The following is a 15,728-nucleotide window of genomic DNA, read 5'->3' on the forward strand; positions in this document are numbered from 1 at the left end:
ACAGAGTATGAGTAAAAATTGTTCTATTAAGTTAGAAAATGTACAGCAGATTATTGATGATCAGGAAAAACAGCAGATCAACAATCGGTATCAGGGTGAATTTTATAGCAAAAATCAAAAACTTTATTTAAGCTATCAGGATGATGCTGAAGGTCTTGATGGTTCGCAGACTATTATTAAAATTGATCCTGAACGGGAACGAGTTTTACTCCTGCGCCAGGAACCTGCTGCTATGAAGCAGGATTTTGTAACTGGTAAAAAGCAGGAGGGTTATTTTAAGACTGCCTATGGTGAGATCAAGATGGCAGTTAAAACAAAAAGATTGGAAATGGAAATCAGCGATAATGCGGGCCTGATTAGAATTAACTATCAGGTTTTTCTGGGTGGAGAATTAAATGCTGAACACCATTTAAAAATAAATTATAAAATTATAAAGGAAAATTCATAGGAGGTTTATTGTTTTGCAGAAAAATTTACAGGCCGCTGTGGAAGCTGAACTTATCAGCTTTCTGGTCGAAAGTGTAAAAAAAGCAATTTTTGATGGAGATTTAGATTTAGAGAAGGTACCTGAGGTCTCAATAGAAGTACCGCGCGAAAAAGGCCACGGGGATTATGCTACCAATCTGGCAATGGTTTTAGCCGGCAGGGCAGGGATGAACCCCCGCAGGATTGCTGAGATTATTGTTGATAATTTTGAAAGTGAAATAGTAGAAGACATAAGTATAGCCGGTCCGGGTTTTATTAACTTTAAACTAAACAATGCCTGGCTCTGGAATAACTTAAAGATTATTACCAGAAGAGCAGATGATTATGGTAAAATTGATGCCGGCAAAGGGAAGAGAGTGCAGGTGGAGTTTGTTTCTGCCAATCCAACCGGACCACTCCACGTTGGACACAGCCGGGGAGCAGTTGTTGGAGATGTAACTGCTTCAATTATGGAAGCTGCGGGTTTCGATGTAGAAAGAGAATATTATATTAATGATGCTGGAAACCAGATGGATATTCTGGGTCAGTCAACTCTTTTAAGATACCGGGAGCTGCTGGGAGAAGAAATTGAAATGCCGGAAGATGTATATGCCGGTGATTATGTTAAAGAAATTGCTCAGGATTTATATGATGATTATGGTGCTGAGTTGATGGAAAAAGATGAAACAGCAAGAATTGAAATTTGTCGTGAGTATGCCTATCAGGAAATGCTTAAAAATATAAAATCTGATCTGGAAGAATTCGGAATTGAATTTGATAACTGGTTTAGTGAGCGCACACTGCATCCTGAACAGATTGAGCATGCAATAGACCTTCTGCGGGATAAAGGTTATATTTTCGAAAAGGAAGATGCTCTCTGGTTTAAATCTACTGATTTTGGAGATGATAAGGATCGAGTAATTATCAAATCAGATGGTTCACCTACTTATCTGGCAGCAGATATGGCCTATCATTTAGATAAGCTGGAGCGCGGCTTTGATAAATTAATTAATGTCTGGGGTGCCGATCACCACGGTTATATTCCAAGGATGAAAGCAGTAATTGAAGCCTTCGGTTATGACAGAGATACGCTCGAGGTTATTGTAGTGCAGATGGTAACTCTGCTCCGGAATGGCAAGAAAATGCCAATGTCCAAAAGAGCCGGCAGCTTTGTAACTATGAGTGAGGTAAACCAGGAAGTTGGAAGAGATGCAGCTCGTTACTATTATGTAATGCGCAGCACTGACAGCCATCTTGATTTTGATCTGGAGCTTGCTAAAGAAGAATCAAGCAATAATCCGGTTTATTATGTTCAGTATGCTCATGCAAGAATCCACAGTATTATTGCCAATTCTGAACTGGAAGCAGCTGCTGATAATCTGGATCTATTAACACATGAAGCTGAGATTGACTTAATGAAGATGCTGGCTAAACTGCCGGAAGAAATCAAATTAAGTGCAGAATCAAGACAGCCGCATCACCTTACAACTTATGCATATGATCTTGCAACAGCTTTCCATTCATTCTATAATAATTGTCGGGTAAATACAGACAGCAGCGAACTGGCCCAGGCGAGACTTTATCTGGTTAATGCAGCCCGCCAGGTCTTAAAAAATGTTTTAACTCTGCTGGGCATTAGTGCTCCGGAGCAGATGTAGTTATAATTTAAATAGTCAGGTTTTAAAATAGAGAAGATTTACTAAAATTTGATGGTGAATCTTCTCTTTACATAAATACTTATAATTAATTTCAAGATTAAAAGTGGAGGAGATAGCAAAAATGACCAAGTATATTTTCGTAACCGGAGGAGTGGTTTCTGCTCTTGGGAAGGGGATAACTGCAGCTTCCCTGGGCCGTCTGCTTAAAAGTAGAGGTCTTAAAATCAGTATTCAGAAATTCGATCCTTATATTAATTATGATCCAGGAACAATGAGTCCCTATCAGCACGGAGAAGTTTTTGTGACTGATGATGGGGCCGAAACTGATCTGGATTTAGGCCATTATGAACGCTTTATTGATGCCAATTTAAGTCAGAGTAATAATGTAACTACCGGTAAAATTTATGGTTCTGTAATTCAAAAAGAACGTCGAGGAGATTATCTGGGAGCAACAGTACAGGTTATTCCGCATATTACAGATGAGATTAAAGATCGAATTACCAGAGTTGGTAGAGAAACTAATGCTGATGTTGTATTGACTGAGATTGGTGGTACGGTTGGTGATATTGAGAGTTTACCTTTTTTAGAGGCGATTAGACAGCTGAAAAATGATCTGGGACGGGACAATATCCTTTATCTTCACTGTACTCTGGTTCCTTATCTTAAGGCGGCGGGTGAGCTAAAAACCAAGCCAACTCAGCACAGTATTAAAGAAATGCGCAGTATTGGTATCCAGCCTGATATTGTTGTCTGTCGTTCTGAGAGAGAGTTAACCCAGGAAGTTAAGGACAAAATTTCTCTTTTTGGTAATGTGGAAAAAGAGGATGTTATTCAGCTTGTTGATGCAGAACATATTTACGAAGTACCCTTGATGCTGGAAGAAGAGGGAATGGCTGAAAATGTGATTAAAAAACTGAAACTGAAAGATCAGGTCAAAAAAGCTGATCTTAAAAATTGGATTGAGCTGGTAGATAAAATTAAGGATCGTGACCATACAGTTAAGATTGGAATAGTTGGTAAATATGTTGAACTTCCGGATGCATATATCAGTATAGCAGAATCATTTACCCATGCCGGGATTGCCAACAACTGTGAAGTTGAGATAGAGTATATCTATGCTGAAGACTTAGAGACTCTAAACCAGGCCGAAAAGAACCTGGCTGATTTAGATGGTATTCTGGTCCCGGGTGGTTTTGGAGATCGGGGAATTGAAGGTAAGCTGAAGGCGGTAGAATATGCTCGCAAAAACAAGGTTCCTTATTTTGGAATCTGCCTCGGTATGCAGTGTGCTGTAATAGAATATGCCCGTAATGAGCTTAATCTTAAAGAGGCAAACAGTAGTGAGTTTGATGAGCAGGAAAAAGAACCAGTAATTGCTCTGATGCCAGACCAGCATGATGTAGAAGATATGGGTGGGACCATGCGTCTGGGGCTTTATCCCTGTAAACTAAAAGAAGAAAGTATTAGCCGGATGGCTTATCAGGAAGAAGTAATCTATGAGCGCCACCGCCACCGTTATGAGTTTAATAACCACTATCGAGAAGATATCGAAGCGGCGGGAATGGTTTTGAGTGGATTATCACCTGACGAAAGACTGGTCGAGATAGTTGAGGTGCCTGAACACCCCTGGTTTGTAGGAGTTCAGTTCCATCCTGAATTTAAATCACGTCCAAATAGACCACATCCTTTATTTGTCAGTTTTATCAGAGCAGCAATGGAACAGAAAAATAGCAAAAAATAAGGGGGAGCTAATATGGCAGGAGATTTAGTAAAGTGTGATTTTAATTCTCCGATAGCAACTGTCAGCATTAATCGGCCTCAGGTTTTAAATGCTTATAATGAAGAACTGCTGGATCAGCTGCAACAAATACTGGTAGAATTGTTTGAAGCTGACGAGGCAGCAGCTGTTATTTTAACTTCAGAAGGCAGCAGAGCTTTTTCTGTTGGCGGTGATATAGATTATCTGGAAAAATTAGATTATAAACAGGCCAAAAAATTGTCGCAAAAGGGCCAGCAGCTCTGTAATTTAATCGAAGAAAGTGCTCCGGTTGTAATTGCAGCAATTGATGGTTATGCCCTTGGTGGTGGTATGGAAATAACACTGGCCTGTGATCTTCGCCTTGCCTCGACCCGGTCTAGATTTGGGCAGCCGGAAGTTAAGCTGGGAATTATTCCAGCCTTTGGAGGCACTCAGCGGCTGCCGCGGCTGATAGGAGAAGCAGAAGCAAAAGAGTTATTATATACAGGTGATATTATTGATGCAGCATTAGCCTATGAGCTGGGGCTGATTAATAAAGTGGTTACACCCCGCAGTTTGCTTTCGGAGGCAAGAGAATTAGCCCTTGAGATAACGGATCGTTCAACTCAGGCTGTCAAAATGATTAAAAAGGCTGTAAACAAAAAATGTCAGGAGCCTTCTCAGGCCGGTTATGAATACGAAAGTGAAGCATTTGCTCAGTGTTTTAAAACTGAGGAACATAAAGTTAGAATTAGAGAGATCAGGCGGATTGTTAAAGAGGATAGTTAAAGTCAAATGGCCGCTTAACCTAATTTTTGAGATTCAAAAAAGGATTTTCATAATCAATGAAGAATAATTAGGTTAAGGAGGTGAAGACCTGGCCTCAAGTTTACAGGCCGGGATAAATAATGTTAATCAATCTTTCGACAACAATTGCTTTAAGCTGTCCTGCCTGTGGGCGTCTGGAAAAGGAGAAGGTCAATATTTTTGAGCTGCCGGCTGGTGAACTTAAACAACTAAGCTGCAGCTGTGGAGCAGAAAAAGCAGCGTTGATGAGAAAGGAAAATTCTCAGCTGCAGATTAATTATTTCTGTTTGCACTGTGACAAAGCTCATAAGGTGTTAGTTAGCGCTCAGGATTTCTGGCGTTCAAACCATCTTCAGCCTCTTTCCTGCAGAGACACAGGTCTTAATCCGGGGTTTTTTGGTCCCCCGGCTCTGGTTAACGAGGAGATAAAAAAAGAGAAGCAGGATCTCGAATTAATGGCAGCCGAGCTTGGTTTTGATGATTTTAAGAATCCTGAGGTCATGCTGCAGGCACTTGACATTATTCATGATATTGCCGTGGAAGAGGCTTTAAGCTGTGAATGCGGCAGTGATGATATAAATATAGAATTATTTTCTGACAGAATTCAACTAATTTGTAACAACTGCGGCTCGCGTTTAAATATAGCTGCTGTCGATAAAGAAGATTTAAAAAATTTAAGACAGTTAAACAGCGTGCAGCTGCATTCTATTCAGGGAAAATCAAATAATTTTTAAAAGACCCTGGATTAATATTTAATAAGGAGGATATTAATTATGAACTTAGTTCCAATGGCAGATATTTTACAGGATGCACACAAGAAAACTTATGCAGTGGGTGGATTTAATATTAACAATATGGAATTCCTGCAGGGAATTATGATGGGAGCAGAAGAACTTAATTCTCCTGTTATTTTACAGGCAAGTGAAGGTGCAATTCGCTATATTGGTATGGATTATGTAATTAAGATGGTTGAGGCTGCTACAGATAAGACTGATATTCCTGTGGCTTTACACCTTGATCATGGTAGTGATTTTGAGAGTGTTATGAAGTGTATCAGAGCAGGATTTTCTTCTGTAATGATTGATGCTTCTAAAAAGCCTTTTGAAGAAAACATTGCCTTAACCAAAAAGGTTGTAGAGGCAGCGCATAATGTTGGGGTAAGTGTTGAAGCAGAATTGGGTACAATTGGTGGTACAGAAGATGACCATACAGTTGACGAAAAAGATGCAATGTATACTGATCCTGACCAGGCAAAAGAATTTATAGAAGCTACTGGAGTAGATGCGCTTGCAATTGCAATCGGAACTGCTCACGGTGTTTATAAAGGTGATCCTGAGTTAGATTTTGGCAGATTAGAAACTATTAAAAAGCTAATTGATATGCCTGTAGTTCTTCATGGAGCTTCTGGTGTTTCGGCAGCAGATTTAGAGAAGGCTGTAAGTCTTGGTGTAAACAAGGTTAACGTAAATACTGATTTCCAGCAGTCATTTACTGCTAGAGTCAAAGAAATTTTTGCTGAAAAGCCAGAATTATATGATCCACGTAAATACTGTGGACCTGGTAGAGATGCAATTGCAGAAAAAGTAAAAGAGAAAATTAGAATTCTGGGCAGTAATGGTCAGGCCTGGTAAATAGTAATTACTACCGGGTATCTGTAAAATATTTCTATAAAAGCTTATTGAATTTTAAGTTGATGGAGATATTTTACAGGTACCCGGTGTTTTATTCTTTTTCAAAAGGAGGATTTAGTTGACACAGCTCTGGTTAGAATTTATTTTAATGGCAATATTTATTATTATTTCAGGAACTTATTTATCAAGGTTTGGAGATATAATTGCTGATAAAAGTGGACTCGGTCAGGCTTTTATCGGTGGTATTTTAATTGCAATGGCAACTTCGTTGCCGGAACTGGTGACCAGTATCAGTTCAGCTATTGTAGGGGCACCAGATATTGCAGTTGGTAACGCTTTTGGCAGCAATACTTTTAATCTTGTCATCTTAGCCTTTGCTGATCTTCTACAGGGCAAGGGTCCACTACTACTTCGAGTTAACTACAGTCACATTCTTTCCGGTCTGGTAGGTGTTTTGCTTTCAGCACTGGTCGTCTTCAGTCTTATCTTATCTAATTTTATGAATTTTAATTTAAGTATTTTTGGTGTTGGTGTAGATAGTATTATCTTGCTGCTCACTTATATTATAAGTGTACGCATGATTTATCGTTATGATAAGAAAAATCCTCTTGATCCAGATGATCCAAAAAAAGAGGAAGATCCAAATCCAGACTATACTTTAAATAAGGCTCTGCTGGGTTTTGCTCTTTGTGCAGTTGTAATTGTTTTTAGTGGCTATCGTTTAACGATTACTGCTGATCAGATATCTATGCTGACTGGAATCGATCAGAGTTTTATTGGTTCAATTATGGTGGCTGCTGCTACTTCATTACCGGAACTGGTTGCAACTATTTCGGCTGTTAAAATTGGTGCCTATAACATGGCAGTAGGAAATGTCTTTGGCAGCAATATCTTCAATATGACAGTTATTTTCTTTGCCGATGTTTTTTATCGTCAGGGAGTTTTATTAGAAGATGCCCGCATAGTACATATTTTAACTGCAACTGTAGGTATTGTGATGGCAACTATAATTTTAATCGGTTTATTTTATCGATCTCGCCGCTCGTTTATGTGGATGGGCTGGGACTCGATTGCGGCTGCAATAGTATATTTTGTAGGAGTTTATCTGCTATTTCAGCTCGGACTAAACGTAATTTAATTTCAAATTTTTGTTATTGACTTAAATATTTTGCCTCTAAACTCTTGCCTTATTCCAAATTAAATTACAAGAAAAAGTAGAATTCTTATTAAAGTTAAAAATGACTACCTTCCCGATCGGCACCTCCTGTGCCGCGGTCAGCTCAGAACATCGTGTTCTTCGGTCAGTTTTAACTTTGCTATTCATAAACTTTTTCTAAGCAATTTACTAAGTCAGCTCGACAGGAGTTTAGAGTCAAAAATATAAATATCATTCAAAATTTGAAATTAATTACTGAGATAAATGAAGCTGCTTAATCTATTGCTGCCTCCTGCGGCAGGATTAACAAACAACCTCCTGTTGTTTGACCTCATTTATCCTAGTTACTCATCAAGCTTAAATAACTAAAAATACTAAGTCATCTAGTTTAATAGAATATACATACAGATTTATTCAGATAAATTATTTTTAAATAAAACAGGGAAAATAAAGAAAGGTGGACTTGATGTGCTTAACATCAGTGAGTTAGAACGAAAAACTATTACAGAATTACATGAGATAGCAAAGGAAATGGGAGTCAGCGGTTATTCGCAGATGCGGAAAAAAGATTTGATCTTTGCTATTTTGAAGAAGGGAACAGAAAAAGGAGGGAATATTTTTGCTGAGGGTGTGCTGGAGATTATTCAGAGTGAAGGATATGGATTTTTAAGACCTTCTAAATATATCCCCTCCAGTGATGATATCTATATCTCCGCTTCTCAGATCAGGAGATTTGACTTAAGAACTGGAGATGTAGTTTCCGGTCAGGTCAGAGAACCCAAGGATAACGAAAAATATTTTGCAATCTTAAGAATCGAGGCGGTTAATTATCAGGATCCGGAAAAAGCAAGGGAGCGTTCGCATTTTGAAGATTTAACTCCTCTTTATCCGGAGGAACGGTATAAGCTTGAATATCATAAAAATGAAATTTCGTCCCGGATGATTGATTTGATTGCTCCGATTGGGAAAGGGCAGCGGGGGCTTTTAGTTTCTCCACCTAAAGCCGGTAAGACTGTGCTTTTAAAAAAGGTAGCTAATAGTATTCGTTATAATTATCCGGAAAGCAAGATGATGATTCTTTTAATTGATGAACGGCCGGAAGAGGTTACAGATATGAGGCGTTCGGTTGATGCGGAAGTAATTGCCTCTACTTTTGATGAGCCACCCGAGGAACATATTCAGGTAGCTGAGCTGGTGCTGGAAAAAGCCAAGCGGCTGGTTGAACACAAAAATGATGTAGTCATTCTTTTAGATAGTATTACCCGACTTGCCAGAGCAGCCAATGTGACCATCCCTCCCAGCGGCAGAACTCTCTCAGGTGGACTTGACCCAACAGCTATGCATTTCCCCAAACGGTTTTTTGGAGCTGCCCGAAATATCGAAGAAGGTGGCAGTTTGACAATTATTGCTACTTCTCTAGTGGATACAGGCAGCCGTATGGATGATGTAATTTATGAGGAGTTTAAGGGTACAGGTAATATGGAACTGCACTTAAGCCGCCGACTGGCAGAGCGAAGACTCTTCCCGGCAATTGATATCAATCGTTCTGGAACCAGAAAAGAAGAGATGCTTTTGGGAGAGAAGGAACTGGAAATTATCTGGAAACTCCGTCAGCAGACTCAGGATATGACAGATTATGAGCTGATGAGTACTTTTTTAAAACAGCTAAAAAATACTAAGGATAATGAGGAACTGCTGGATATGCTGGACAAGGTCTTTAAGAACTAAAACAGGCTTGAAAATCTCTAGCTTTTTCCTTGCAACACTAAAAGGCCTGTGTTATAATAAATCTTAGCGTGAAGATTTATGTCTTCAGCCCGATTTTTAAGACATAAAATAATCGGTGTAACAATAATTATGTATGCAAGAGAGGTGATATAGATGCGTGAAGGAATCCACCCGGACGTAAAAGAAACCACAATAACCTGTGCCTGCGGCGAGGTTTATAAAACTAAGTCAACTAAAGAAGATATCAGGGTAGAAGTTTGTTCTAGCTGTCATCCATTCTATACAGGAAAACAGCGTAAAGCCAAAAAAGGTGGTCGTGTCGAAAGATTTAATAAAAAATATGGGATTTCAGACGAAAGCTCAGAAGAAGATTCTGAGTAGAACGGAACAGAAATCCTTTTTTCTGCTGCAGGGCTTAATTGCTCTGCTTTTTTTTTAGAAAAATTTTCATAATCTGGCGCTTGTAAGAGAAAATTTTAATTTCATTTTTGATTTAAAATCTGAACAGCAAACTAATGATGAGGTGGAGTAATTGTATAAAATCACAAAAAGTGGCTGGCTGGAAGTAATTACAGGTCCAATGTACTGTGGTAAAAGTGAAGAGTTAATCCGCAGGCTGCGGAGGGTGAAAATTGCCAGGCAGAAGGTAAAAGTTTTTAAACCAGTTTTAGATAATCGTTACAGTAAAAAAGATGTTGTTTCTCACAGTGGAAACAGTATAGAAGCAGTTCCGGTTGATCATCCAGAAGAAATTTTAGAGCGGATTGATAATACAGTTGATGTTGTTGGTATTGATGAAGCTCAATTTTTTCATGAAGATTTAGTGGAGATTTGTGAAGACCTGGCGGATAGAGGGATCAGAGTAATATTGGCCGGTCTGGACAGAGATTTTCGCAATGAACCATTTGGCCCGATGCCGGAACTAATGGCAAGAGCCGAATATGTTGATAAACTGCATGCTATCTGTATTCAGTGTGGTGAACCAGCAAGTAGAACTCAGCGTTTAATTGATGGTGAACCGGCAGCAGCCGATGATCCGGTGATTCTGGTCGGTGCTTCCGAGGTTTATGAGGCCCGCTGCAGGAGCTGTCATGCGATTAAAGGCGAATAAGCCTGTTAATTTTTAAGATAATATGAGGTGAATGATAAATGTTTGATATTAATGATTTAGAAGAAAAACTGGATAAACTGGTAGCTAATTATAAAAAGCTGAATTCCAAGCTCAGTGATCCAGAAGTAATTAATGACAGTGATAAATATCAGAAGCTGTTAAAAAAACATGCAAAACTAAAAAAGATAGTCGATAAATATAAAGAATATAAAGAAGCAAAAGAGGGAATTGAAGAAGCTGAAGAAATGATGGAGCTTGATGATGATCCAGAAATGCAGGCACTTTTTGAAGAAGAAATTGCAGAACTGAAACCCAAAAAAGAAAAATTGGAAGAAAGGCTTCCAATTATGCTGCTGCCTGATGACCCCAATGATGAAAAAAATGTTATTGTAGAAATTAGGGCCGGTGCCGGTGGAGATGAAGCCGCACTTTTTGCTGCTGATCTTTACAGAATGTATACCCGTTATGCAGAAGGTAGAGGTTGGAAAGTAGAAGTTATGAGTGCCAATGAATCCGGGACAGGTGGATTTAAAGAAATTATTTTTACCATTGAAGGGACAGATATCTTTAAATATCTAAAATATGAAAGTGGAGTTCACCGTGTTCAGCGGGTACCTTCAACTGAATCCAGCGGCCGGATCCATACTTCTACTGCAACTGTAGCTGTGCTGCCGGAAGCAGAAGAAGTCGATGTTGAGATCAATACCAATGACCTGACTATTGATACCTTCCGTTCCAGTGGTCCTGGTGGTCAGAGTGTTAATACAACTGACTCTGCGATTAGAATTACTCATGAGCCAACCGGTCTGACAGTTTCCTGCCAGGATGAGAAATCACAGCATAAAAACAAAGCTAAAGCGATGCGTATTTTACGCGCCCGCCTGCAGGAGAAAAAGGAGCAGGAAAAACAGCAGGAGAGAGCAGAAGCTCGTAAGTCTCAGGTTGGTACAGGTGACCGCAGCGAAAAAATTAGGACTTACAACTTTCCTCAGGGAAGAGTTAGTGACCACCGGATTAATCTGACTGTGCATCAGCTGGATAAAATCCTTGATGGAGATTTAGATCAGGTAATCGAGCCCCTAATTGAGGAGGATAATATCAAGAGATTGGAGAAGATCTAAAATGAATATTAAAGAACTTCTTAATCGCAGTGACCAGTTTCTGGCTGAAAGAGGAATTGAAAGTTCTCGCCTGGATGCTGAGGTGCTGATGGCTGATCTTTTGGATATGGAAAGAATTAATCTTTATGTAAAATATGATTATCCTCTAAAAAGTTCTGAAATTGACAGCTATCGAGAGATGATCAAAAAAAGGGCTCAGAGAATGCCTGTTGCCTATATAATTGAAAAAAAGGAATTTATGTCATTAGAATTTAAAGTAGCAGAAGGGGTATTAATACCCCGTCCTGATACCGAAAATTTAGTGGAGGCAGTTATTGAATACTGTCGTAAGGCGGAACTGGAGAGTCCTCAGATTATTGATGTGGGGACCGGCAGTGGCGCGATTGCAGTTAGCCTGGCTCACTATCTTGAGAACGCTAAGGTGGTGGGAGTTGATCTTTCTCTTCAGGCTTTAAAGATTGCCCGTCAGAATATGGAAAAACATGAGTTAGCCGAGCGGATGAGTATTTTAAAAAGTGATCTGCTGGCTGAATTTATTAAAAGGGGAATTAAGGAAATTGATATTATTGTTTCTAACCCCCCTTATATTTCCGAAACTGAGATGGAAGAACTGTCTCCCGAGGTAAAAAAAGAACCGGAGACTGCTCTTAAGGCAGGAGAAAATGGCCTGGAATACTATCGACGTTTGATTCCGGAAGCTGAAAAAGTTCTTAAAAAGGGCGGTAGATTGTTTTTAGAAATCGGTTATCGGCAGGCTGAGTCAGTAAGCAGTCTTTTTGGAGATAACTGGACAGATATAGAAGTTAAGCAAGATTATTCTAATAATGATAGAATTGTAACGGCAGTTTTAGAAAAAAGAGCTGAAAGTAAAACTAATTAAATTTAAGTTTTAGAGCTATTTTAAGTCGGGGTCGGGTGAAAGTGATGGGTTATAAAACAAAGATTAAAAAAACCGAATATCAGACTAAATTTCAGCAGCAGGATATCAAAAAACTGGCACTTGATTTAAAATTACGCTCAGATTTAAAGAGTGACCAGGCTGTAATTGAAGCGGCAGAGCTCTTAAAAGAGGGAGAAATAGTGGCCCTGCCAACCGAAACTGTCTATGGACTGGCGGCTGATGCTTTAAATCCTGAAGCTGTAAAAAAAATATTTAAAGCCAAAGGGCGACCACAGGATAACCCGCTGATTGTACATATTGCTGATCAATCACAGCTTGAGCAGCTTACAGCAGGCAAAATATCGACAAAAGCTAGAAAATTAATGCAGAGATTCTGGCCCGGGCCGCTGACTATTATTTTCCCCAAAAAAGAGGAAGTTCCGGAGACAACCTCTGCCGGCCTGGAGACTATTGCTGTTAGGATGCCGGCCCATCCTCTGATGCTGGCTGTAATTGAGAGTTCCGGACTAACTCTGGCTGCTCCCAGCGCAAACACCTCCGGTTTTCCCAGTCCGACCAGAGCTGAACATGTTTATAATGATTTAAAAGGAAAAATACCGCTGATTCTGGATGGGGGCTTTTGTCATTTCGGAGTGGAATCAACCGTGATTGATCTGAGTGGAGATCAGGTTCGGGTTTTAAGACCAGGTGGAATCAGTCGGGAAGAAATTTCTCGATTTTTAGAAGAAGAAGTTATTCTGGCAGCTGAGCTGAAAAATGATAAAGTTCTTTCTCCAGGGATGAAATATCGTCATTATGCACCGGAGAAGAAATTATATACTTTTAATTTTGCAGATAGGATTTCGGTTTTAAATCAGGCTTTAAAAAGGGCTGAAAATACCAGGATTGCTATTATAACTGCCAGAGAGAGTGAAATTGATACTGGCAAGCTACCAGATAAAAATATAAAGATTTTGCGGGTTTTTGATCATAAGGCACCAGAAGAACTGGCCCAAAAACTATTTGATTTATTGAGGAAAATGGATGCAGATCAGAGTATAGAGGAAATTTATATTGAAGAACTGGATCGAGCAGGTATAGGAGAAGCAGTTATGAACAGGATTTACAAAGCTGCAGCTGCCGATCAATATTCTCAGCCAGGAGGTGGAGACAATTAAAAGAATTTTATTTGTTTGCACAGGAAACACTTGTAGGAGTCCGATGGCAGAATATCTATTAAAAGAATTAATAGCTGAAAAAGAAGAGTTAAAAGCCAAAAATTGGGAGGTTCTTTCAGCTGGTATTTCGGCAGTTAAAGGGGCTGATGCCAATGAGAAAGCCAGTACTGTGATGGCAGAATTAAATATCGATCTGGCAGAACATAGTTCCCACAATATCGAAGATATTGAGCTTACCCGGGAAGACTTAATTATTACGATGACCCGGAAACACAGCCGGGCTCTGGTGCTTAAACATCCTGATCTGGCTGATAAGATTTTCACGTTAAAAGAATTAAGTGAGCTGGATGCTGAATCAAGAGATATTCAGGATCCTTTTGGTCTATCCGAAGCAGTTTATCGGGAGACAAGAGATGAAATAAGAGATAATTTAAAGGCCTTACTGGAAAAACTAAAGAATTTTGAGCTGATTGAGGAGGACTAAGCCTCTTTAAGTAGAATAATATTAATATGAAGGGAGTAATAACTTTGAGTGAATTACATGTAATGGATCATCCGCTAATAAGACACAAAGTTGCAATAATGAGGGATAAAAATACTGGACCTAAAGAATTTAGAGAGCTTGCTGATGAGGTGGCAACTCTAATGGCCTATGAGGTAACAAGAGATATGCCCTTAGAAGATGTAGAAATTGAAACTCCAATAACTAAAGGAAAGTTTAAAATGATTGCCGGTAAAAAACTGGGAGTTGTTCCTATTTTAAGAGCTGGACTGGGAATGCTGGATGGTGTTTTAAAATTGATTCCCGCTGCCCGGGTTGGTCATATTGGTTTATATAGAGATCCTGAGACTTTAGAGGCCGTAGAATACTACTGTAAACTGCCGACTGATGTTGAGGAAAGAGATTTGCTGGTTGTAGATCCTATGCTGGCTACAGGTAATACTGCTATGGAAGCTATTAAATTTATTAAAGAAAGAAATCCACGCAGCATTAAATTAATGGTTTTAGTTGCAGCTCCAGAAGGAGTTAAAAAAATTCAGGATGCACATCCGGATATTGATATCTGGACAGGTGCTCTGGATGAGAAATTAAATGATCATGCTTATATTGTTCCCGGCCTTGGTGATGCAGGAGATAGACTTTACGGTACAAAATAAAAAAGAAATGGAGGTAAGATAATTGCTATATCTGGCTGCTTTTATAATTACTTTAATATTATCTCTGGCCATAACTCCGGTTGTTATTAAACTGGCACATAAATTTGGTTTTATTGATCGGCCTGGAGAAAGAAAAATAAATACAAAGATTATTGCTACTGCAGGTGGAACAGCAATTTATCTTGCTTTTATGATTCCGCTCCGCTTTTTTCTGCCTCCCAATCAAACAATTAAAGGAATTATAATTGGTGGCAGTTTTATGCTGATCTTAGGTTTGCTGGATGATAAATTTGAAATTTCTGCTCCACTAAAGTTTTTTGGCCAGATAATTGGGGCTCTGATTTTAATTTACTATGGTGTTAAAATTAACTTTATTACCAATCCTTTTGGTGGTTTTATTTATCTGGGCGTCTATGCGATTCCTTTTACAGTGTTCTGGATTGTCAGTATTATTAATACCATTAATTTAATTGATGGTCTTGATGGACTGGCGGCTGGAGTTTCAATTATTGCAGTTTTAACTTTGTTTGCAGTTGCTCTGCAGGAGAATCAGCTTGTAGCACCGATGCTGGCTGTCTTACTGGCCGGCAGCTGTCTGGGTTTTTTAAAATACAATTTTAATCCCGCTCAGATTTTTATGGGAGATACGGGTTCCATGTTTATTGGTTATATTATAGCAGCTGTTTCGATTACCGGAGCACTTAAGAGTGCAGCGGCAGTAACTATATTTGTACCAATGCTGGCTCTGGCAATACCGATTCTGGATACAACTTTTGCGATCATCCGCAGGATTTTTAATGATCGTCCAATTGGAGAAGCAGATCATGGACATATTCATCATCGACTGCTGGCAATCGGGATGAATCAGCGCCAGGCTGTTATTTCAGTGTATATTATTAGTGCAATTTTAGGAACCATAGCTTTTGTTATTAATGGAATTAAATTTGATCATGCTTTAATTATTTTTACTTCAGTTATTTTAATAATTATCTATGGAGCCAAGAGGCTCGGCATTTTTTCTGTGGAATTACCACAGGAGGGTTGTTCACTGGAAGATAGCTAATGGTTTTTGCTCTGGTTTTAAAAAATTGTAGAGC

General features: G+C 39.1%; 16 protein-coding genes. All 16 read left to right on the forward strand.

From position 1 onward, the window contains the following. Positions 1-7: 7 nt before the first annotated feature. Positions 8-448 (forward strand): YwiB family protein, encoded by a 441-nt coding sequence (locus tag BW929_RS04375; protein ID WP_076544166.1) that lies wholly within the window; start codon positions 8-10, stop codon positions 446-448. 13 nt (positions 449-461) lie between these two features. Further along, a complete protein-coding gene (gene argS / locus BW929_RS04380) occupies positions 462-2,123 on the forward strand; it encodes an arginine--tRNA ligase (protein WP_076544167.1) in 1,662 nt (553 codons plus the stop codon). Between the two features lie 121 nt (positions 2,124-2,244). Continuing rightward, positions 2,245-3,864, forward strand: a complete 1,620-nt coding sequence (locus tag BW929_RS04385; RefSeq protein ID WP_143414009.1) for a CTP synthase — start codon at positions 2,245-2,247, stop codon at positions 3,862-3,864. Between the two features lie 12 nt (positions 3,865-3,876). Then, positions 3,877-4,650: an enoyl-CoA hydratase/isomerase family protein gene (locus tag BW929_RS04390; RefSeq protein WP_076544168.1), complete on the forward strand. Its 774-nt coding sequence runs from the start codon at positions 3,877-3,879 to the stop codon at positions 4,648-4,650. Between the two features lie 119 nt (positions 4,651-4,769). Continuing rightward, positions 4,770-5,402, forward strand: a complete 633-nt coding sequence (locus BW929_RS04395; RefSeq protein ID WP_076544169.1) for a hypothetical protein — start codon at positions 4,770-4,772, stop codon at positions 5,400-5,402. A 39-nt stretch (positions 5,403-5,441) separates the two neighbouring features. Beyond that, positions 5,442-6,299: a class II fructose-1,6-bisphosphate aldolase gene (locus tag BW929_RS04400; RefSeq protein WP_076544170.1), complete on the forward strand. Its 858-nt coding sequence runs from the start codon at positions 5,442-5,444 to the stop codon at positions 6,297-6,299. A 118-nt stretch (positions 6,300-6,417) separates the two neighbouring features. Then, complete coding sequence (locus tag BW929_RS04405; RefSeq protein WP_076544171.1) at positions 6,418-7,437, forward strand: sodium:calcium antiporter; 1,020 nt, start codon at positions 6,418-6,420, stop codon at positions 7,435-7,437. 486 nt (positions 7,438-7,923) lie between these two features. Beyond that, a complete protein-coding gene (gene rho / locus BW929_RS04410; RefSeq protein ID WP_076544172.1) occupies positions 7,924-9,183 on the forward strand; it encodes a transcription termination factor Rho in 1,260 nt (419 codons plus the stop codon). Between the two features lie 153 nt (positions 9,184-9,336). After that, the gene (gene rpmE / locus BW929_RS04415; RefSeq protein ID WP_076544173.1) at positions 9,337-9,564 is read left to right on the forward strand and encodes a 50S ribosomal protein L31; all 228 of its coding nucleotides are present in this window, start codon (positions 9,337-9,339) and stop codon (positions 9,562-9,564) included. A gap of 151 nt (positions 9,565-9,715) precedes the next feature. Beyond that, positions 9,716-10,294 carry a thymidine kinase gene (locus BW929_RS04420; RefSeq protein WP_076544174.1) on the forward strand — a complete coding sequence of 193 codons (579 nt, stop codon included), beginning with the start codon at positions 9,716-9,718 and terminating at the stop codon, positions 10,292-10,294. A 38-nt stretch (positions 10,295-10,332) separates the two neighbouring features. Then, positions 10,333-11,415: a peptide chain release factor 1 gene (gene prfA / locus BW929_RS04425; RefSeq protein ID WP_076544175.1), complete on the forward strand. Its 1,083-nt coding sequence runs from the start codon at positions 10,333-10,335 to the stop codon at positions 11,413-11,415. 1 nt (position 11,416) lies between these two features. After that, the gene (gene prmC, locus BW929_RS04430; RefSeq protein ID WP_076544176.1) at positions 11,417-12,295 is read left to right on the forward strand and encodes a peptide chain release factor N(5)-glutamine methyltransferase; all 879 of its coding nucleotides are present in this window, start codon (positions 11,417-11,419) and stop codon (positions 12,293-12,295) included. A gap of 44 nt (positions 12,296-12,339) precedes the next feature. Further along, a complete protein-coding gene (locus BW929_RS04435; protein ID WP_084566087.1) occupies positions 12,340-13,473 on the forward strand; it encodes an L-threonylcarbamoyladenylate synthase in 1,134 nt (377 codons plus the stop codon). Next, a complete protein-coding gene (locus BW929_RS04440) occupies positions 13,460-13,957 on the forward strand; it encodes a low molecular weight protein arginine phosphatase (protein WP_084566088.1) in 498 nt (165 codons plus the stop codon). The genes BW929_RS04435 and BW929_RS04440 overlap by 14 nt, the downstream gene beginning before the upstream one ends. Before the next feature lie 26 nt (positions 13,958-13,983). Further along, positions 13,984-14,631, forward strand: a complete 648-nt coding sequence (upp, locus tag BW929_RS04445) for a uracil phosphoribosyltransferase (protein ID WP_369862595.1) — start codon at positions 13,984-13,986, stop codon at positions 14,629-14,631. A gap of 22 nt (positions 14,632-14,653) precedes the next feature. Next, a complete protein-coding gene (locus tag BW929_RS04450; RefSeq protein WP_076544177.1) occupies positions 14,654-15,694 on the forward strand; it encodes a glycosyltransferase family 4 protein in 1,041 nt (346 codons plus the stop codon). Positions 15,695-15,728 lie beyond the last annotated feature (34 nt).

Source organism: Halanaerobium kushneri (assembly GCF_900156285.1).
In the GTDB taxonomy this organism is placed as follows: Bacteria; Bacillota; Halanaerobiia; order Halanaerobiales; family Halanaerobiaceae; genus Halanaerobium; species Halanaerobium kushneri.

Coding starts and splice junctions, on each gene's coding strand:
- BW929_RS04375 (WP_076544166.1), top strand. CDS start 8: ATGAGTAAAAATTGTTCTATTAAGTTAGAAAATGTACAGCAGATTATT.
- BW929_RS04385 (WP_143414009.1), top strand. CDS start 2,245: ATGACCAAGTATATTTTCGTAACCGGAGGAGTGGTTTCTGCTCTTGGG.
- BW929_RS04390 (WP_076544168.1), top strand. CDS start 3,877: ATGGCAGGAGATTTAGTAAAGTGTGATTTTAATTCTCCGATAGCAACT.
- BW929_RS04395 (WP_076544169.1), top strand. CDS start 4,770: ATGTTAATCAATCTTTCGACAACAATTGCTTTAAGCTGTCCTGCCTGT.
- BW929_RS04400 (WP_076544170.1), top strand. CDS start 5,442: ATGAACTTAGTTCCAATGGCAGATATTTTACAGGATGCACACAAGAAA.
- rpmE (WP_076544173.1), top strand. CDS start 9,337: ATGCGTGAAGGAATCCACCCGGACGTAAAAGAAACCACAATAACCTGT.
- prfA (WP_076544175.1), top strand. CDS start 10,333: ATGTTTGATATTAATGATTTAGAAGAAAAACTGGATAAACTGGTAGCT.
- prmC (WP_076544176.1), top strand. CDS start 11,417: ATGAATATTAAAGAACTTCTTAATCGCAGTGACCAGTTTCTGGCTGAA.
- BW929_RS04435 (WP_084566087.1), top strand. CDS start 12,340: ATGGGTTATAAAACAAAGATTAAAAAAACCGAATATCAGACTAAATTT.
- upp (WP_369862595.1), top strand. CDS start 13,984: ATGAAGGGAGTAATAACTTTGAGTGAATTACATGTAATGGATCATCCG.